16 protein-coding genes are annotated in these 17,599 nt (G+C 66.4%); 9 read left to right on the top strand and 7 right to left on the bottom strand.

Annotated elements, in window-relative coordinates:
- Positions 1–94 precede the first annotated feature (94 nt).
- From ACGFK1_RS05100 to ACGFK1_RS05080, 5 genes are read left to right on the top strand one after another with little or no spacing between them, the layout of a single operon-like run.
- Entirely contained in the window at positions 95–676 is a 582-nt protein-coding gene (locus ACGFK1_RS05100; RefSeq protein WP_393426620.1) for an ElyC/SanA/YdcF family protein, read from the top strand.
- Between the two features lie 17 nt (positions 677–693).
- Positions 694–1,710 (top strand): TIGR03617 family F420-dependent LLM class oxidoreductase, encoded by a 1,017-nt coding sequence (locus tag ACGFK1_RS05095; RefSeq protein ID WP_393426617.1) that lies wholly within the window; start codon positions 694–696, stop codon positions 1,708–1,710.
- A gap of 55 nt (positions 1,711–1,765) precedes the next feature.
- Positions 1,766–2,584 carry an ABC transporter ATP-binding protein gene (locus tag ACGFK1_RS05090; protein WP_393426614.1) on the top strand — a complete coding sequence of 273 codons (819 nt, stop codon included), beginning with the start codon at positions 1,766–1,768 and terminating at the stop codon, positions 2,582–2,584.
- The gene (locus ACGFK1_RS05085; protein ID WP_393426611.1) at positions 2,584–3,408 is read left to right on the top strand and encodes an ABC transporter permease; all 825 of its coding nucleotides are present in this window, start codon (positions 2,584–2,586) and stop codon (positions 3,406–3,408) included. Before ACGFK1_RS05090 ends, ACGFK1_RS05085 begins: the two co-directional genes overlap by 1 nt.
- 21 nt (positions 3,409–3,429) lie before the next feature.
- Entirely contained in the window at positions 3,430–4,386 is a 957-nt protein-coding gene (locus tag ACGFK1_RS05080) for an ABC transporter substrate-binding protein (protein ID WP_393426608.1), read from the top strand.
- 10 nt (positions 4,387–4,396) lie between these two features.
- Here ACGFK1_RS05080 and ACGFK1_RS05075 read toward each other — a convergent pair whose 3' ends face one another.
- The gene (locus ACGFK1_RS05075; RefSeq protein WP_393426605.1) at positions 4,397–5,014 is read right to left on the bottom strand and encodes a DUF4232 domain-containing protein; all 618 of its coding nucleotides are present in this window, start codon (positions 5,012–5,014) and stop codon (positions 4,397–4,399) included.
- Between ACGFK1_RS05075 and ACGFK1_RS05070 the strand changes: the two genes are divergently transcribed.
- Positions 5,013–6,587: an FMN-binding glutamate synthase family protein gene (locus tag ACGFK1_RS05070; protein ID WP_393426602.1), complete on the top strand. Its 1,575-nt coding sequence runs from the start codon at positions 5,013–5,015 to the stop codon at positions 6,585–6,587. The two genes, ACGFK1_RS05075 and ACGFK1_RS05070, sit on opposite strands and share 2 nt — an antisense overlap.
- Here the strand turns inward: ACGFK1_RS05070 and ACGFK1_RS05065 are convergent.
- A complete protein-coding gene (locus ACGFK1_RS05065) occupies positions 6,584–8,098 on the bottom strand; it encodes an MFS transporter (protein WP_393426599.1) in 1,515 nt (504 codons plus the stop codon). The two genes, ACGFK1_RS05070 and ACGFK1_RS05065, sit on opposite strands and share 4 nt — an antisense overlap.
- 94 nt (positions 8,099–8,192) lie before the next feature.
- Here ACGFK1_RS05065 and ACGFK1_RS05060 point away from each other — a divergent pair, with 94 nt between their 5' ends.
- The gene (locus ACGFK1_RS05060) at positions 8,193–10,571 is read left to right on the top strand and encodes an AAA family ATPase (protein WP_393426596.1); all 2,379 of its coding nucleotides are present in this window, start codon (positions 8,193–8,195) and stop codon (positions 10,569–10,571) included.
- Positions 10,572–10,805: 234 nt separating this feature from the next.
- Here ACGFK1_RS05060 and ACGFK1_RS05055 read toward each other — a convergent pair whose 3' ends face one another.
- Genes ACGFK1_RS05055 through ACGFK1_RS05035 form a run of 5 tightly spaced genes read right to left on the bottom strand, consistent with a single transcriptional unit; the run spans position 10,806 to position 15,601 of the window.
- Positions 10,806–11,543, bottom strand: a complete 738-nt coding sequence (locus tag ACGFK1_RS05055) for an SDR family NAD(P)-dependent oxidoreductase (protein WP_393426593.1) — start codon at positions 11,541–11,543, stop codon at positions 10,806–10,808.
- Between the two features lie 12 nt (positions 11,544–11,555).
- The gene (locus tag ACGFK1_RS05050; protein ID WP_393426590.1) at positions 11,556–12,320 is read right to left on the bottom strand and encodes an SDR family NAD(P)-dependent oxidoreductase; all 765 of its coding nucleotides are present in this window, start codon (positions 12,318–12,320) and stop codon (positions 11,556–11,558) included.
- The gene (locus ACGFK1_RS05045; RefSeq protein ID WP_393426587.1) at positions 12,317–13,690 is read right to left on the bottom strand and encodes an MFS transporter; all 1,374 of its coding nucleotides are present in this window, start codon (positions 13,688–13,690) and stop codon (positions 12,317–12,319) included. The genes ACGFK1_RS05050 and ACGFK1_RS05045 overlap by 4 nt, the downstream gene beginning before the upstream one ends.
- 29 nt (positions 13,691–13,719) lie before the next feature.
- On the bottom strand, positions 13,720–14,598 hold the full coding sequence (locus ACGFK1_RS05040; protein ID WP_393426585.1) for a polysaccharide deacetylase: 879 nt from the start codon (positions 14,596–14,598) through the stop codon (positions 13,720–13,722).
- A 4-nt stretch (positions 14,599–14,602) separates the two neighbouring features.
- Positions 14,603–15,601 (bottom strand): asparaginase, encoded by a 999-nt coding sequence (locus tag ACGFK1_RS05035; RefSeq protein WP_393426582.1) that lies wholly within the window; start codon positions 15,599–15,601, stop codon positions 14,603–14,605.
- A gap of 197 nt (positions 15,602–15,798) precedes the next feature.
- Here ACGFK1_RS05035 and ACGFK1_RS05030 point away from each other — a divergent pair, with 197 nt between their 5' ends.
- Positions 15,799–16,818: a LacI family DNA-binding transcriptional regulator gene (locus tag ACGFK1_RS05030; protein ID WP_393426579.1), complete on the top strand. Its 1,020-nt coding sequence runs from the start codon at positions 15,799–15,801 to the stop codon at positions 16,816–16,818.
- A gap of 85 nt (positions 16,819–16,903) precedes the next feature.
- Positions 16,904–17,497, top strand: coding sequence for a TetR/AcrR family transcriptional regulator (locus ACGFK1_RS05025; protein WP_393426576.1), 594 nt, complete (start codon positions 16,904–16,906; stop codon positions 17,495–17,497).
- The last annotated feature ends 102 nt before the right edge of the window (positions 17,498–17,599 follow it).

Below are 17,599 nucleotides of genomic sequence, written 5' to 3'. Positions count from 1 at the left end.
GTCGCGTCGTGTCACCGGTAACGCGGGGACGCATCGACACGATGACATCGTTAGTAACATCAACCCCACAAGCCTCAACCGTTGCGGAGGGCGCATGCGTCGCCGATGGAGAGCCGCTGTAGGTACGCTCGCCCTTTCAATCGCGGTCGCACTGGGCGGTGTGTCCCCGGCGATCTCACAAGCCGAACCGGCCCCCGTGGCGGGAAAGGACTTCACGAAGCCGGCGATCGTCATCCTCGGCTACGGCCTCACGCCCGATGGGTCCATGCGCGCGATCCTGCGTCGCCGGGTGATGACGGGGCTGATCGTCGCGCAGTTCTTTCCGCAGTCGCCGGTCATCGTGACGGGCGGCAATCCGCAGAACGGCAAGACCGAAGCGGGCCAGATGCGCAACATGCTCATGCTGCTGGGCTTCCCCGCGAACCGAATCATCGTGGAGGACAAGGCGAATAGCACCGTGCAGAACGCTCGGTTCTCGGTGCCGCTGGCCAAGCAAGCGGGCACGTCGGGCATCATCCTTGTGACCTCGACGACCCATCAGGGCCGCGCCGACGGCGACTTCGCCGACGCGGGCGGCAACATCCTCGCCACGGTCAGCTTTCCCGACGGCAGCCCGGGCACCAACGTCGCGCAGTTCGCGCGGGACGCGATCAGCCCGTTCGTCAACGTGGGCTAGCGGCGTACTGTTCGACCGTGCAGGTCGACGTGATGACGGTCCCCCAGCCGCTGGACAGGATCGGCGACTTGGCTCGCCGGACGCAGAATGCGGGTTTCGACGGGATGCTGTTCACCGAAACCGGTCGGACGGCGTATCTCAACGCGGCGGTCGCCTCGCAGGCGGCGCCGGGTCTGGAGTTGTCGACAGGCGTGGCGGTGGCGTTCCCCCGCAGCCCGTTCGTCACCGCCGCGACGGCGTGGGAGTTGCAGGAGGCCACCGGCGGCAAGTTCCGCCTCGGACTCGGCACTCAGGTGCGCACGCATGTGGTGCGGCGCTACGGAATGGAGTTCGAGCGCCCCGGCCCTCGACTGAGGGATTACGTGCGGGCGGTGAAGGCGTGCTTTGCCGCGTTCCGGACCGGAAAGCTGGATCACCACGGCGAGTTCTACGACCTCGACTTCATCACGCCGCAGTGGAGCGCGGGACCGATCGACGCGCCGGATCCGAAAGTCGATGTGGCAGCGGTCAACCCGTGGATGGTGCGAATGGCGGGCGAGGTCGCCGACGGTGTGCATGTGCATCCGCTCGGCGAGCCGGGGTATCTGGCGCGCCACGTCGTGCCCAATGTTGCGCAGGGAGCCGCGAAGTCGGGCAGGCCGGTCACCGACATCGCGGTGATCGTGCCGGTGATGACGATCGTCGGCGACACCGACGAGGAACGGCACAACGAGCGCGACCTGGTGCGCGCGAGCATGAGCTTCTACGGCAGCACACCGAACTATTCGTTCATCTGGGACGAGGCTGGGTTCGAAGGGACAACCGCGCGGATCCGGGAAAAGCAGAAGGCCGGCGACATGAAGGGCATGGCCCAGCAGATCACCGACGACCACATCGCGACGTTCGCCACCGAGTCGACGTGGGACGGCCTGGCCGACGCGCTGACGAAGAAGTACGGCGAGATCGCGACCCGCATCGTGCTGTACAACGCGCTCGGCGATGCCGACCGGTTCGAAAAGTACGGCGCCGTCGCCCGGCGCCTCGATCAACCGTAATGGCCTTATGGTCTGGCCTTGATTAAGCCTGACATCAGACCGTAACGTAGCTCACATGCCTGGATCGCAGCCCGCGCATCTCGAAGCCGACGGGGTCCGGATCGAGTACCGCAATCCGGACGGGCGCACGTTGCCCACGCTGGCCGTCGCCGACGTCAGCCTGACCCTCGCACGTAACGACTTCGTCTGCATCGTCGGCCCGTCGGGCTGCGGTAAGACCACCTTCCTCAACGCCGTCGCGGGCTTCACCCCGATCGAGAGCGGGGTGTTGCGTCTCGACGGCCGCGACATCCCCGGCCCCGGCCCTGATCGCGCCATGGTGTTTCAGCAGCCCAGCCTGCTGCCGTGGCGCAAGGTGATCGACAACGTGACTTACGGTCTGGAACTGGGCAAGCAACTCAAGCGACGCCAGGCCCGCGACCGCGCCAACGAACTGCTCGAACTGGTCGGCCTCGCGGGTTTTGCCGACCGCTATCCGGCCCAGCTGTCGGGCGGCATGCAGCAGCGGGTCAACCTGGCCCGCGCGCTGGCCGTGCAGCCGCAACTGCTGTTGCTCGACGAACCGTTCGCCTCCATCGACGCGCAGACCCGCGAAGTCATGCAGGTCGAGTTGCTCCGCATCTGCGCCGCGCAGCGCGTCACCGCGCTGTTCGTCACCCACGACATCAGCGAGGCGGTGCTGCTGGCCGACCGGGTGTGTGTCTTCGGTCCGCGGCCCGGCCGCATCATCCGCGAGGTCCATGTGCCGTTCGAACGCCCACGCACGCAGAGCATCCGCCGGTCGCCGGAGTATCTCGCGCTGGTGGAGGAGATCTCCGAGTTGCTCTACAGCCCCGACGCGGTCAGCACCGCGGCCGCAGGAGGTGTGCGCTGATGACGGTGACCGCGACGCGGCCAGTGGCCGCAGGCCGCAAACCCGACAGACCGCGACCGCGCCGCCGGTTGAACCCCAAGTACGTCTACGGTGCCGGCGCGGTGGTGGCGGTGCTGCTCGGTTGGCAGATCATCGCGATGCTGCGCATCAAACCGGCGATCATCCTGCCGGGGCCCTCGGATGTCATCCTGGCGTTCCGGCAGCTGTTCGCCAGCGCCACCATCTGGACCGACCTCGCGACCAGCGGCAAGGAACTGCTGTACGGCTTGGTGCTTGCCACCCTGGTCGGGCTGCCGCTGGGACTGCTGATCGGCTGGTATCGCCGATTGTCTTGGGCGGCAAGCCCGTTGATCAATTTCCTCTACGCCACCCCGCGTATCGCGCTGACGCCGCTGCTGATCATCTGGCTCGGCATCGGGCAGACGTCGAAGATCGCGATCGTCTTCCTGATGGCGATCTTCCCGATCCTGATCAACACCGCCAGCGGCGTGCAGAACCTCGATCCGGCGGTGCTGCGGGTGGCGCGTTGTTTCGGTGCGAGCGATCTGCAGATCTTCCGCACCATCGCGCTGCCGGGCTCGGTGCCGTTCATCATCAGCGGCCTGCGACTGGCGGTGGGCCAGGCGCTGATTGGTGTGTTCGTGGCGGAGTTGAGCGGCGCCACCCATGGCGTCGGCATGCTGATGAACAACGCGGGCCAGCAGTTCCAGACATCGGTGGTCTTCGCCGGGTTGTTCATCTTCGCGCTCACCGGCGTGGTGCTGACCGGATTGTTGCGTGCCATCGAAGGACGTTTCGCCGCCTGGCGGCCCGAATCTCATTGACGGAGAAGGACATTGAGAACGATGAAGCGAATCTGGATCCTCGCAGCGGCCGCCGCCATGGCGATGACCGCGTGCGGCAACAGCGCAGGACCGCAGGCGTCGGGCGACGCGAACTCGATCACGCTGAGCTACAGCCAGGTGGTCGCCGACGAGTTGCCGTTCTGGATCGCCGACGAGGCGGGCCTGTTCAAGGCGCAGGGCCTGGATGTCAAGCTGACCAATCTCAGTAGCTCCGACGGCTTCCCCGCGCTGATCTCCGGCCAGACGCAACTGGCGTCGATCGGGGCGCCGGAGATGGTGTCGGGTGCCGCGTCGGGCGGCCAGGTGAGTTACCTGGCGACGCTGACGCCGGTGTTCACCTACGAGTTGTTCTCGAAAGTCAATACGCCCCAGGAACTCAAGGGCAAGCGGGTCGGCATCACGTCGACGAGCGGTTCGCTCTACATCGCCACGGTGGAGGCACTCAAGCAGTTGGGTCTGCAGCCCAGCGACGTCGCGCTGACCCCGCTGGGATCGGTGACCAACGTCAACAACGCGCTGGTGGCGGGCACCATCGACGCCGCGATGTCGCATCCCCCGACGACCACTCAGTTGGAGGCGGCGGGATACCACTCGATGCTGGACCTCGCGTCGCAGAACATCCCGACCTCGAACGTGGGCATCGCCGCGACCGACACCTACGTGCAGTCGCACGGCGACCAGATCCGGCGATTCATGACCGCCGTGCAACAGGCCATCAAGCGGGAGAAGACCGACGAGCCGTATGCCGTCAGCGTGCTGTCCAAGCACCTGAATGTGACCGATCCCAAGGCGTTACACGAGACGTGGGTGTACTACACCAAGGTGCTGCCGGACGTGCCCGTACCGACCGTCGAACAGCTGCAGACCTCGGTGACCGAACTGGCCCCGACGAACCCCGCGGTCAAGAACCTCGATCTGAAGACGCTCGTGGACGCTTCGTTCGTCAGCACGGAGTAGCGCAGCTGGCCTAGGTGACCGCGCTGATGCTCGCGGTGCAGATCGGCATGTCGACGGTCATCGGATGTGAGACGAATCCGTTGGGCGGCGTCACGACCAGGTTGCCCCACCGCGGGCAGGTGTTTCCGGTCTCGGTGTCGATGGCATAGGCGGTGACGTCCGCGGTGGCGACTTGACGCGGTTTCAGGGTCAGGTGCGGTGCCGCGTTGGCGGGCCGCCGAGGGACGTGGATCAGCACACCGCCTGCCGGTGTCACGAGGTCTGCTCCGGGATAGCCGACCAGCGTGCAGGTGTGCGACGACGTGTTCTTAAAGGACAGCATCACGTGGCGCTGAGTGTCGGCGGACTCCACCGTCCCGTTGGTGACTCCGAGGTCGTCGTCGGTGCACGGCCCGACCGCCTCGGGTGTCGGCGCCTGGGGTGTGGAGGTCACGGTGACAGTCACCGGCGCGGGCGCCGGCCGCTCAGCCGCACAGCCGGCCAGCAGAGCAACCGCAAGCAGCGGCAACGCGATCAGCTTCATGCCGACAGGATCCAGCGCGGTCCTTGGCGGATTCTTGGCTTCCCTGCTTCTCGGCGCGGGGTGCGGGAGTTTCGTGTTCAGGCCGAGCGGAAACCCTGCTGCCATGAGGACTGCTCGCGCTGTCGCGGCCGCGACCGCCTCGGCGCTGGGGGTGGTCGCCGCCCGTGATCTCTTCCAACGCAGGCACGCGCTGCTGCGCAACTTTCCGGTGCTCGGCCACGCGCGGTACCTGATCGAAGCCGTCGGACCCGAACTGCGGCAGTACATCGTCGCGGCCAATGACGAGGAGCGCCCGTTCACCCGTGACCAGCGCCGTTGGGTGTACGCGTCGTCGAAGAAGGAGAACAACTACTTCGGTTTCGGCACGGACAACGATCTGGAGTACACCGTCGGCTATCCGGTGATCAAGCACCGCACATTCAGTCGGGCGGTGCCACCGTCGGCGCCGAAAACCGCACATCATGTCGAGGTGCCGTGCGCCAAGATCATCGGCGGTGCGCGCGGCAGGCTCAACGCGTTCCGGCCGGCGTCCGTGGTCAACATCTCCGCCATGAGTTTCGGATCGCTGTCCGGCAACGCGGTCGAGGCGCTCAACCGCGGCGCGGCGCTGGCGGACTGTCTGCACAACACCGGCGAAGGCGGCATCTCGCGTTACCACAGGCACGACGGTGAGCTGATCTTCCAGATCGGCACCGCCTACTTCGGATGCCGCGATGCCGAGGGCCGCTTCGACCTCGACAAGCTCAAGGATGTGGTGGCGGGCGCGCCGGTGCGCGCGCTGGAGATCAAGCTGAGCCAGGGAGCCAAGCCGAGCCTCGGCGGGTTGCTGCCCGCGCCGAAGGTGTCGGCCGAGATCGCCTCGGCCCGCGGCATTCCGGAGGGCCGCGACTGTATCAGCCCGTCGCGGCATGCCGAATTCAGCGACACCGACAGCCTGCTGGACTGGGTGGAACTGCTCGCCGCCGAGACCGGCCTGCCCGTCGGCATCAAGTCAGCGGTGGGTGACCTCGAGTTCTGGTTTGAACTCACCGATCTCATGCAGGGCACGGGGCGCGGCGTCGACTTCGTCACCATCGACGGCGGCGAGGGCGGCACCGGCGCGGCGCCGCTGATCTTCACCGACACCGTGTCGCTGCCGTTTCAACTGGGCTTCGCTCAGGTGTATCGGATCTTCGCGGAGCGGGGCCTGCACGAGCAGGTGGCGTTCGTCGGCGGCGGCAAGCTCGGCCTGCCGGACAACGCGGTGATCGCGTTCGCGCTCGGCTGCGACATGGTCAACGTCGCACGGGAGGCCATGCTGGCGATCGGGTGCATTCAGGCGCAGAGGTGTCACACCGACAATTGCCCCACCGGAGTCGCCACCCAGAACGCCTGGCTGGCACGCGGGTTGGTGCCCGACGTCAAGGCCGTGCGGGTGGCCAACTACATCCGCACGCTGCGCCGCGACCTGGTGAAGGTGGCCGAGGCGTGCGGCGTCGAGCATCCCGGCCTGATCACCACCGAGTCGGTCGACATCCTCGACGGCAGGACCGCCTCGACGCCGCTGCACGACGTCTACGGGTATACGCCGGGCATGGGCCTGCCGTCGGCCGCCGACCGCGACGAGATCATCCGATTGATGACAGCCGAGGAGCCGCAGGGCGGCTCGGCACCACCATCGGAATCGGCCGTCGGTTAAGGCGAGTACGGCCGGGTGGCACCCTCCGCTCGCACCGAGCCCCTTCGCCGGCTGACGCCTTCGGCGGAAAGCGGAGTAGCGATGTCTTCCAACGACTTTCCTTCGGCGTCCACCGCGAGGAACCAGGCGACCAGGCCGCCCGCCATCATCACTGCCGCGCCAAGCAGATAGCCGAGGAACAACTTGAAGGGTTCCGAGCCGTCGCCGATCAGCGCGCCGTAGATCACCGGGCCCAGCGCGCCGAAGCATTGGGCGATCGCGAAGAACACCGCGATGGCCTTTGCGCGCACCTCGAGCGGGAAGATCTCGCTTACAGTCAGATACGCGGCGCTGGCGCCCGCCGACGCGAAGTAGAAGATCACGCACCATGCGATGGTCTGGGTGATCGCGTTGAGCACCCCGGCGTTGAACAACACCGCGCTGATGGCCAGCAGAAGCCCGGACAGCAGATAGGTGCCCGCGATCATCTTCCTGCGGCCGATGGTGTCGAAGAAGTGCCCGATGGTCAACGGACCGGTCAGGTTTCCGACCGCGAACGCGATCAGATACAGCGGTGCGGACTCCGACGCCACCCCGTAGAACTTGCCGAGCACCAACGTGTAGGTGAAGAAGATGGCGTTGTAGAGGAACGACTGGCTGATCATCAGCGACGCGCCGAGGATCGCCCGTTGCGGGTAGTCGCGGAACAGCACTCTGGTCAGCGCCAGATAGCCGATCTTCTCGGTCGGCCGCAGCTCGATGGCCCTGCTCTCGTCGACAGGGGGCAGGGTGGCACCGGTCGCCTCGACCTCCTTCTCGATGTAGGAGATCGACTCTTCGGCGGCGCCGACGCGGCCGTTCATCACCTGCCAGCGTGGGCTCTCTGGCAGATGCCGCCGCACGAACAAAATCACCAGGCCCAACACCGGGCCGAGCAGGAAGGCCAGCCGCCAGCCGAGGCTCAGGTCGATGGCCTTGAGGAAGATGAACGTGCCCAACGTGCCGAGAATCGCACCGCCCCAATATGTTCCGTTGACAGCGATGTCGACGCGGCCACGGTAACGGGCCGGGATCAACTCGTCGATCGCGGAGTTGATCGCGGCGTATTCGCCGCCGATACCCATGCCCGCGATGAACCGGGTGATGTACAGGAAGACGATCCAACCGGTGCCGTTGCCCAACGTGAGCGCGGTGAGGCCGCTGCCGATCAGGTAGACGCCCAGCGTGATCATGAACAGATTGCGCCTGCCGAGCTTGTCGGACAGTCGGCCGAAGAACAGCGCGCCGACCACCTCGCCTGCCAGGTAGACGGTGGCGATGAAGCCGACCGCCGCCGACGACAACCCGAGCGTCTCGGGCTGGGTGAGGGTGTCGGCCACCGCGCTGGCCACGGTGATCTCCAGCCCGTCGAGGATCCAGGCCACGCCGAGCGCGACGACCATCCTGGTGTGGAACGGCGACCACGGCAGCCGGTCGATTCGTGCCGGGATGATGCTGCGGATCACGCCTGGTGCCTCAGTTGGCGCCGCCATGACGGCCTCCCTTGCGAACAAGACAAACAGTGAACATCGCTTTCCCGCCGGTGGGTGATCGCAAACCTGTTGACCCGCGCTAACGTGGGCTGTCGTGGCGGGCAACAGCCAGGGCTTCGTGCTCACCGACGAATTCCGCCATGCCCTCGATCTGCTGGCAGGCGGCAGGCACCTGTTCCTGACCGGCAAGGCGGGCACCGGCAAGTCGACGTTGATCCGCCGGTTCATGGCGCAGACGGATCGGGCGGTGGTGGTGGTCGCCCCCACGGGTATCGCGGCGCTCAACGTCGAGGGCTACACCATTCACCGACTGTTCGGCTTCCGCACCACGACGACGTTGGACGATGTCCGCGGCGGCGCGTACCGACCTGGGCGATTCACCAAGACACTGGCGTCGCTGCAGACGCTGATCATCGACGAGGCGTCCATGGTGCGCGCCGATGTCTTCGACATGCTGGCCGCGGCGCTCGAGCGCTTCGGCCCCTCCCCCGGCGAGCCGTTCGGCGGTGTGCAGATCGTGTTGGTGGGCGACCTGTATCAGCTGCCGCCGGTGGTCGGCGAGGGCGAGTCTGAGTTTTTCTCGGCGTGCTTCTCGACCGCGTACGAGACGCCATACTTCTTCTCCGCGCGCAGTTTTCACCGCGACGACTTCCCCACCGTGTCGTTGACGACGGTGTTCCGTCAGCTCGGCGACGACCGAATGACCGCCATTCTCAACGAGATCCGCGAAGGTGTGCTGCTTGGCCATGCGCAGGAACAGCTCAACGCCCGCGCCGACAGGGAGTTCGTCCCGCCCGACGACGAGTTCTGGATGACGCTGGCGCCGACGAACCGGCTGGTGACCGCGCGCAACCGGCAGCAGTTGGAACGGCTGCCCGGCGACGAATTGGTCCACCACGCGAAAGCGTCGGGTGACTTGTCGCTGTTCGATCCGCCGGTCGAGGAGACGCTGCGATTCAAGGTCGGCGCGCAGATCATGATGCTGAATAACGACCAGAGCGATCGCTGGGTCAACGGCACCATCGGCCGGGTGATCGGCGTCGACTACGACCGCTACGGCGCCGTGGTCGAGGTCGAGTTCGCCGACGGCACTTGCGCAGACGTGACGCCGTATACCTGGGAGGCGACCCGGCCGGTGGTGTCCGGCGGCTCGCTGAGCCGCGAGGTGATCGGCGCGTACACGCAATTGCCGTTCAAGCTGGCCTGGGCGATCACGATCCACAAGGCGCAGGGTCAGACGCTGGAGCGGTTGGTGGTCGACCTGTCCGGCGGCATGTTCTCCACCGGGCAGCTGTACGTGGCGTTGAGCCGGTGCACGTCGCTGGCGGGGCTGGTGCTGAAAAGGCCGGTGCTGCCGAAGGATCTGAAGACCGACCGTCGGATCGCGCGGTTCCTCCGCAGCGCGGTCGACGAGAGTAGCGCCAGGCGGTACTGCGCCATCGGGATGCTGACGGTCGGCGACGAAGGCCGGATGTCGCGGCCACGGCCGGTGGAGTTGGCGGTCGCATTCGACGACGGCACGGCGGTCACCACGTTGATCAACCCGCAGCGGGATCTCGCCGATGCCCGAACGGCGTTCGGCATCAACGTGTCCGACGTGTTGCTGGCGCCCACGTTGCGGGAGGCGTGGGCCGTGATCGCGCCGATGCTGGCCGGTTGCACCCCTGTCGGCGCCGGGATCGACGACACGCTGGGTTTGATCGACTTCGAGTTGAAGCGGCTGGGATACGTGACGGCGATGCCACTTGGCGTCGAACTGGGCGACGCACTGCGCGGCGCGCGGGTGTCGGGCCGCACAGCGCTGGAGCGCGCACAGTCGGCGTTGGCCGCGCACGGCGGGTCGGACTCCGAACGGGGATCGTCGGCATTCGAGGAACCCGAACCCGCGGAATCGATTTCGGGGCTGTTGGTCAGCCGCGATCATGCGGTGCCAACGCCTGCCGCCGATCATCTACCGGGACTGTCGGCGCTGCTGCGGGTCAGCCGGGATGTCGGGGCGGTGTTGTTGGGCACCGAACCAGCCCGCCAGCTGGATTCGTCATGGGATGCGGCCGCGCGGCAGTCGGTGGCCGATCAGCTGCGGGCGGCCGTGTCGCGGGTGCAGTTGCCTGCGGTGGTGGTGGACCGCCTGCAGAAAGCGTCACAGTTGTTGGGCAGCGAGATCGTCGCTGAGTCAACGTTTTTGGAGCGTGATGACATCGGCGCGGTGCTGACACCGGGGGCGCGCATCTGCTTCACGGGCACCGCACAGGACAGCGCTGGCCGGATCGTGGAACGGTGGGAGATGGAGGACCTCGCGGAGGCGGCCGGGTTGAAACCGGTCAAGTCGGTGACGAAGACGCGCTGCGAGGTGCTGGTCATCGCGGAGGCAGGCACCCAATCGGGCAAGGCGCGCAAGGCGCAGGAGTACGGCAAGCCGGTGTTCACGGCCGACGAATTCCTGCAGTGGATCTCCCAAGCCCCGCGGCGCTGACGCACCGGCGATCAATATCGGTTCGCTCGCTCACCGCGTCCACCAAATCGTCGTAGGTGCGGCAGACCACCGACAGGCCCGTAGGGTCGCTGACCACCCATCCCGACGTTATTGCGCGGATCTGGCCGTGCTTCATCAACGCCGTCAGGCGTTGTGCCACCGCGGTCCGGCGTCGCGGTCCACTGACCAAGTCAGCCGCCCAATCTGGTGGCGCACCGTTGCATCCGCCGCACATCAGGGCATCACGTCGCCCGAGTTGGGGCCAAGAACCTGTCCGACGTAGAGGTTGCCGCCCGGATCAGAAGCCAGAAGGACCGCCGTCGGGGCGACCTCGTCAGGTGTGCCGAATCGCCCGAGCGGCAGTTCGGCACGCTTGTCGCGCTTCCACTGTTCGTCGATTCCTGCGACCATCCGGGTATCGATGGGCCCCGGTGCGATCGCGTTCGCGAGCACTCCCTGGTCGGCCGCCTCCAGGGCGATCGATTTCGTCAGAGCTATCACGCCTGCCTTGGCCGCGGCGTAATGCGCCAGCGAAACACCGCCTTTGATGGCCAACTGCGACGCGATGTTGATTATCCGCCCACTTCGTTGTTGCAGCATCGGGCGCAACGCCGCACGGTTGAGAAGAAATACCCCGGTGAGGTCCACGTCGATCGTTTCCTGCCATCGTTCGGTCGACATGTCCACCGCCGGGGACTGGGTCAGGATGCCGTGCGAGCAGACGAGGATGTCGAGTCCCCCATCGTCGGCGACGATGTCGGAAACCAGCGCGTCGACGGCCGATTCCGCACTGACGTCAACGGTTCGGGCGCGCCGGGCTCCCATCGTCGTCGCGAGTTCGGCGACTGCCGGATTACGGTCGGCGGCAGTGACTATGGCACCGGCCTCGACGAAAGCGGTAGCGATCGCGTGCCCGATTCCGGACGCGGCGCCGGTCACGAGCGCTCGTTTGCCGTCAAGAGGTTTGGTCATACACCGTCACCCTCAGTCGCGCATCGCGACGGTCAGCGCGCCGTCGACCACGATCGCCTGACCGCTCACGTAGGACGACTGGGGGCTGGACAGAAACGCGATGACCTCGGCCACTTCGCGGGGCCGTCCCACGCGGCCCCACGGGATGTAGCCGCCGGCACGGTCAAGGCCCTCCGGGCCGAGCGAATTGACCGCGTCAGTTGACTGCGGCGTCCGGATCAATCCGGGTATGACGGCATTGGCGCGGATGCCGCGCGGGCCGTATTCGACTGCGAGGCTGCGGATCAGCCCGATGACACCAGCCTTGGCGGTGGCGTAATGCGCATGGTTATGCCAGCCGTACACCCCGCCTGCGATCGAGGAGATCGCGGTGACTGACCCGCCCTCGCCCATGTGGCGGAGCCCGGCTCTGGCCGTGCGCATCACACCGTGCAGATCGACGTCGAGCATGTCATGCCATTGCTCATCGGAGATCGTGTCGAACGCCGTTTCCCGCAGAATGCCCGCGTTTGCGATTGCGATGTCGATGCGGCGCCATTCGGACAGCAGAGTTTCGGCGAATGCATCGACGGATTCGGTTGACCGCACGTCGACCTCGACGATCTTGCCTTCGCCACCGGCGTCATGCACATCGCGCAGCGTGGTCTCCGGATCGTGGGGGTCGCCGGCAAACGTTCCGATCCCGACGCGAATACCGCGTTCGGCGAAACACACCGCGGTCGCGGCGCCGATGCCCGACGCGGCACCGGTGATCAACGCAACGGGCTGGTCGCTCACGACTGCACCTCTGTAATGGGTTGGTCCAGGTGCCGCGCCGCGGCCGCTGTCGGCGGCGCCACCTTGTGGGCCCCGAGGACGACGATGCCCGAGATGACGGTGCCGACCGCTCCCACCCAGAACGCCGCGGCCGAGTAGCCCACGGATGCGGCGGTGAGGCCGGTGAGGATGAAGCCCGAGATGATGGCGCCGGGCTGCGACATCGCCCCGATGAACGCACTACCCGTTGCGCGGCAGTCGGTGTCGAAGCATTCGGCCTGGAAGAACATGATCGCCGCGTAGGGGCCGAGTAGGAAGAACAGGCCCATCATGTAGGTGACCAGAACATAGCCCGCGTTCGACGGTCCGAGCAGCATGGCCGCGAAGAACCCGCCGGCCAGCAGCCAACCGACGGCGATGGTGTTTCGCCTGCCGAACCGGTCGCCGGCCCAGCCGTGCGCGAGGTAGCCCATGATGCCGACCACGTTCGACAACACGACCAGGATCAGGGTGCTCGACGCGTCGATACCTTTACCCTGTTCCAGCACGGTGGTGCCGAGCACCGAAAACGTCTGAATACCAAACCAGTTGAGCAGCCACGCCAGCGACAGCACCACCGTGTTGCGCAGATGCCTGCCGGTGAAGATCCGCTTGTACGGAGCGGCGGTCTGCTCGACGGTCGCGGTGGCCGCGGCCAGGGCCGCGGCTTCGTCGTGCTTGCCGTCGCGACGCAGCTTGCGGACCGTGTGTTGCGCCTCGAACTGCGGGCTCTCCTTCAAGGTGCGGCACAGCAGTGCGACCAGTACGGCGGGAACGGTCGCCAGCAGAAAAACGATGCGCCAGGCACCCTCACCGAAGATCGAAGTCACCACCGCGACGAACCCCGCCGCCAGCAATGCCCCTGTGGGCCAGCCGGTTTGCACCATCGAATAGACGAAACCGCGGCGCTTCTTGATTGTCTCGTCCTCGGTGAGCTCGTAGAGCTCATTGAGGTAGGTGGCGTTCACGGACTGTTCGGCCAGGCCGAGGCCGCTGATCGATCGAACACCGATCAGCGATGCCGCGCCGAACGTCGCCGCGGTGGCCGCCGACGATGCGGCGGTGCCGCCGACCGCGATGATCATGCCGCGACGCCGTCCGAGTCTGTCCACCATCGGCCCGACCAGGAGCACCACCGCCGCGGTGCCGACGCTGACCAGAGTCGAGACGAGAAGGGCGTGACTGGTGGACCACCCGAACGATTCGGAGATACGCGGCAGCAACGTGCCGAAGAGAATGAAGTCGTATACCGCGATGGTCCAGGCGATGAAAGCGATCCCCGATGCGCGCCGAGTCTCCTTACCGGATACGCGCCGCAGCCCAAGGCCAAGGGAGTCGTTCGTTGATGACATTGGCCGTTCCTTTTGTCGGAATGGATCGGTCAGGCGCGGGGTCGCCGCTTCTTGAAGTCGTCGGCGATGGTGTCGAAGTTGGCCCAGGTGATGCCGTCATGCGAGTTGATGTGCTCGATGAGACGTTCCAGCATGAGCAACACCTGCGGACGGCCCGACACATCCGGGTGGATGGTGAATGTGAAGACCGCGTAATCACTTTCGCGGTACACCCAGTCGAATTGATCACGCCACATCTCTTCGAGGTGTCGCGGGCTGACAAAGCCGTGGCTGTTCGGACTGCCCTTGATGAACATCATCGGCGGCAGGTCGTCGAGGTACCAGCTGGCCGGGATCTCGACGAGGTCGGTTTCCTCGCCCCGCACGAGGGGTTTCATCCACTCGGCGGCCGGCTTGTCATAGTTGATCGGCGTCCACGAGTCGCCGACGCGGACGTAGTAGGGCTCGAAGTCGCGGTGCATCAGCGAGTGGTCGTATTTGATGCCGCGTTCGACGAGCAACTCGTTGGTGACCCTACTGAACTCCCACCACGGCGCCACATAGCCGGTCGGCCGCTTGCCTGTGCGCGAGTCGATGAGATCGATGCAGTAATCCAGAATTTCGGATTCCTGCTCGCGCGTCATGGCGATCGGATTCTCGTGGCTGTAGCCGTGCACACCGATCTCGTGGCCCGAGGCGACGACGGCGTCGAACTGCTCAGGGAAGGTCTCGATCGAGTGGCCCGGCCAGAACCAGGTGGCCGGGAGGTTGTACCGCTCGAGCAGGGTGTTGAGGCGAGGCACACCGACCTCGCCTGCGAACACGCCGCGCGAGATGTCGCCGGGCGAGTTCTCGCCGCCATACGAGCCCAGCCACCCGCCGACCGCGTCGACGTCGATGCCGAAGGCTACGAAGATCTCTTTGGCCATTTGCTCAGTCCTCCTTGTTGTCTGCGTAGAGCGCGATCATCGAGTCGACTCCCCACGCGTCGCCACCATGTTGAGAAAGCCACAGCGCCAGAAGCATTCGAACTTGCGTTGCCGGCAGCGCGGGTGCGGCCGGGACGCCAGCAGCGATGAGGTCGGCCCCGCCACCGTTGCCGTACACGGCGGCAACCGGCCCCTCGGGCACGCGGGTCGACAGCACGACGGCCACCCCGTCGGCAATCAGGTCACGGGCGGCGTCGACAACCTGCGGATTGGCGTTGCCGATGCCGGTGCCTGCCAGCACAATTCCCCGGGCCCCTGCCGCGACTGCGGCACGCATCAGCGTGTCGTCGGCGCCGGGATACATCTCGACCAGATCGACGCGCGTGCGGTCGAACTCTGCGGCCGGCCGGGCAAGGGGTCTTGGGCGCTTGGGTATCGCGCTGATCGTTACGGCCCCGTCGGTGACCTGACCGATCCGTACGCCCGATACCGATCCGAACGCCGCCAGCGCTGTCGTGTGCAGCTTGCGAGTCGCGCGGGCCGGCAGGATCTGGCCGGCGAACACCACCAACACCCCGATGTCCCGCGCTTCGGCAGAGCCCGCGACGGCGACCGCGTCGGCGAGATTCTGCGGCCCGTCGGCGTCGAGGGCGTCGCTGGCTCGCTGGGCGCCGGTCAACACCACCGGCCGTGGGTCGTCATGGACGAGGTCCAGCAGGATCGCCGTCTCCTCCATGGTGTCGGTCCCGTGGGTGATCACGATGCCGTCGACCGGATCGTCGCGGCGGTCGAGCAGCGCGGCAACGGCGTCGCTGATGGCCCGGATGTGTTCGAGCCTCATGCAGTAGGACCCCACCGTCATGAGGTCGATCGACTCCACCTCGATGCCGGTCACGTGTGCGGCCTCGAGCAGGTCGGCGGCCGACCGGGTTGCGACGACGCCGCCGTCCGAGGCGGTCGACGCGATGGTGCCGCCGGTGGCGATCACCGCGACGCGGGTCATCGGACCGCCGGTGCGCTGTGGAGGGGGTAGCCGTCGGCAGTGACGGCCGTCTCGAAGTCGCGCATCGTTGGAGTGAAGCACAACACAAACGTTTGACGCAATCGTTTGTGTTACTTCCGCCAAACGTTTGTGTAAAGGTTTGGCAAGGCGCGACGTCTTGTAAGGTGATCGCCACAGTCAGGGAGGACAGTTCGCTGATGGCGTCACAACAGGGGCCCATGACGCTGCGCAAGATCGCGGACGAGCTGGGCGTCAGCCCGTCGACCGTGTCCCGCGTGCTGGCCACGCCGGGCGGCGAGGCGTTGCGGTGGGGCTCACCGGAGACCGTCGCCCGGATCCGCGCCTTCGCGAAGGAACACGGATACTCCCCCAATCCGCAGGCGTCCAGCCTGCGCACCCGACGGTCGGGGCTGATCGGTGTCCTCGTGCCCCGACTGCAGGACTACGTGCTGGCCACGATCTACGAAGGCATCGAGGAGGCCGCATCGGAAGCCGGCCTTTCGACATTCGTCACCAACTCGCTCGACATCGACGAGAACCAGCGGGCGCGCACGCGGATGATGATCGATCGGCGTGTCGACGGGCTGATCTACGGCGACGCGCACCTCGATCACGAATTTCTCGACCAGGTCCACGCGGAGGGCATCAAGTTCGCGTTGGTCTCGCGCACGGCGGGCGACTATCCGTCGGCCACCTGTGACGACGAGAAGGGCGGTCGGCTCGTCGGACAACATCTGGCCGACACCGGGCGGCGCGATGTCGCGGTCGTCGCCGGGCTGGAATTCGCGTCGACAGCACGCAACCGGACCAGCGGCTGTCTGGCGGCCTTGGCGGACAATGGAATTCACGTTCCGCCCGATCGGGTGGTGTACACCGGCTTCGATCCTGCTGGTGGTCGCGCGGCCGCAGAACGGATTCTGGCGCACGGTTCGATTCCCGACGCGATCTTCGCCACCAACGACTTTGCGGCGATCGGTGCCTTCGGGGTGTTGCGCGACAAGGGCATTCGAGTCCCCGACGATGTCGCATTGGTCGGGTACAACGACACGCCACTGGCCGAAGGTGGGGCGGTTCCACTGACCACGATCCGGTCGCCGATGCACGAAATGGGCAGGCAGGGCGTGCGGCTGCTGCTGGAAGTGCTGGCGGGCCGGCGCCCTGAATCTGTGCTCCTCGAACCGGAGTTGATCATCCGCGGCAGCAGCATGGCCGGTTAGCCGACATCGGCGCGGTTTCTCGAAGCGTGCAGCATTATTGGCCGATACTCGTTGGCACGCGCCGACTCGTTCCTTGGAGGTTCCTGTGGTCCGGATTCCGGATGCCGACCCGGACTGCCCGTGGTCGCCGCGGGAAGCCGAGCTGCTCGCGGTGACGCTCGAGCTGCTGCAGGAACACGGCTATGACCGGTTGGCGCTGGAGGCGGTGGCCAGCAAGGCGCATGCGAGCAAGGCCACGCTCTACCGACGATGGCCCACCAAGGCCGAACTCGTGTTGGCGGCGTTCATCGAGGGGACTCGGCAGGTCGCGGTCGACCCGAACACCGGCACGCTGCGCGGCGACCTGCTGGCACTGGGCGAGCAGATCCTCGCTCACGTCAGCACCCACGCCGGCACCATCCGCGCGGTGCTCGTCGAGGTCTCCCGCAACGCCGACCTGGCAACCGTCATGCAAGAGCAGTTCCTCGCCCAGAAGCAAGCGCTGATGGGTGACGTGCTGAGGCGGGCCGTCGAGCGTGGGGAGATCGACGCGTCGGCCATCACCGAGGACTTGTGGGACGTGTTGCCCGGCTACCTCATCTACCGGTCCGTTCTCATTGGGCGGCAGGCAACGGGCCGCACCGTGGGCGAACTGGTCGACAACGTGCTCATCCCGAGCCTGACTCGGCACAACCCATGAGTTGCGTGTTGTGCGGTCCGGTCCCGTACCGTACTGTCAATCTGGTTGATATCCACTCAGCGAGGGTCCACCTGTCGTCGACGCGCCGGTGCGCGTGAAAGG

Origin of the sequence: Mycobacterium sp. NPDC048908 (assembly GCF_043197955.1) — a bacterium.
Lineage (GTDB): Bacteria > Actinomycetota > Actinomycetes > Mycobacteriales > Mycobacteriaceae > Mycobacterium.
The sequence above is the reverse complement of the archived record's forward strand: the minus strand, read 5'-3'. Positions and strand labels throughout refer to the sequence as shown.

Excerpts from the sequence above, each read along its gene's own strand:
- ACGFK1_RS05100 (WP_393426620.1), top strand. The coding sequence starts at position 95 with ATGCGTCGCCGATGGAGAGCCGCTGTAGGTACGCTCGCCCTTTCAATC.
- ACGFK1_RS05090 (WP_393426614.1), top strand. The coding sequence starts at position 1,766 with ATGCCTGGATCGCAGCCCGCGCATCTCGAAGCCGACGGGGTCCGGATC.
- ACGFK1_RS05085 (WP_393426611.1), top strand. The coding sequence starts at position 2,584 with ATGACGGTGACCGCGACGCGGCCAGTGGCCGCAGGCCGCAAACCCGAC.
- ACGFK1_RS05080 (WP_393426608.1), top strand. The coding sequence starts at position 3,430 with ATGAAGCGAATCTGGATCCTCGCAGCGGCCGCCGCCATGGCGATGACC.
- ACGFK1_RS05070 (WP_393426602.1), top strand. The coding sequence starts at position 5,013 with ATGAGGACTGCTCGCGCTGTCGCGGCCGCGACCGCCTCGGCGCTGGGG.
- ACGFK1_RS05075 (WP_393426605.1), bottom strand. The coding sequence starts at position 5,014 with ATGGCAGCAGGGTTTCCGCTCGGCCTGAACACGAAACTCCCGCACCCC.
- ACGFK1_RS05065 (WP_393426599.1), bottom strand. The coding sequence starts at position 8,098 with ATGGCGGCGCCAACTGAGGCACCAGGCGTGATCCGCAGCATCATCCCG.
- ACGFK1_RS05055 (WP_393426593.1), bottom strand. The coding sequence starts at position 11,543 with ATGACCAAACCTCTTGACGGCAAACGAGCGCTCGTGACCGGCGCCGCG.
- ACGFK1_RS05045 (WP_393426587.1), bottom strand. The coding sequence starts at position 13,690 with ATGTCATCAACGAACGACTCCCTTGGCCTTGGGCTGCGGCGCGTATCC.
- ACGFK1_RS05040 (WP_393426585.1), bottom strand. The coding sequence starts at position 14,598 with ATGGCCAAAGAGATCTTCGTAGCCTTCGGCATCGACGTCGACGCGGTC.
- ACGFK1_RS05035 (WP_393426582.1), bottom strand. The coding sequence starts at position 15,601 with ATGACCCGCGTCGCGGTGATCGCCACCGGCGGCACCATCGCGTCGACC.
- ACGFK1_RS05030 (WP_393426579.1), top strand. The coding sequence starts at position 15,799 with ATGGCGTCACAACAGGGGCCCATGACGCTGCGCAAGATCGCGGACGAG.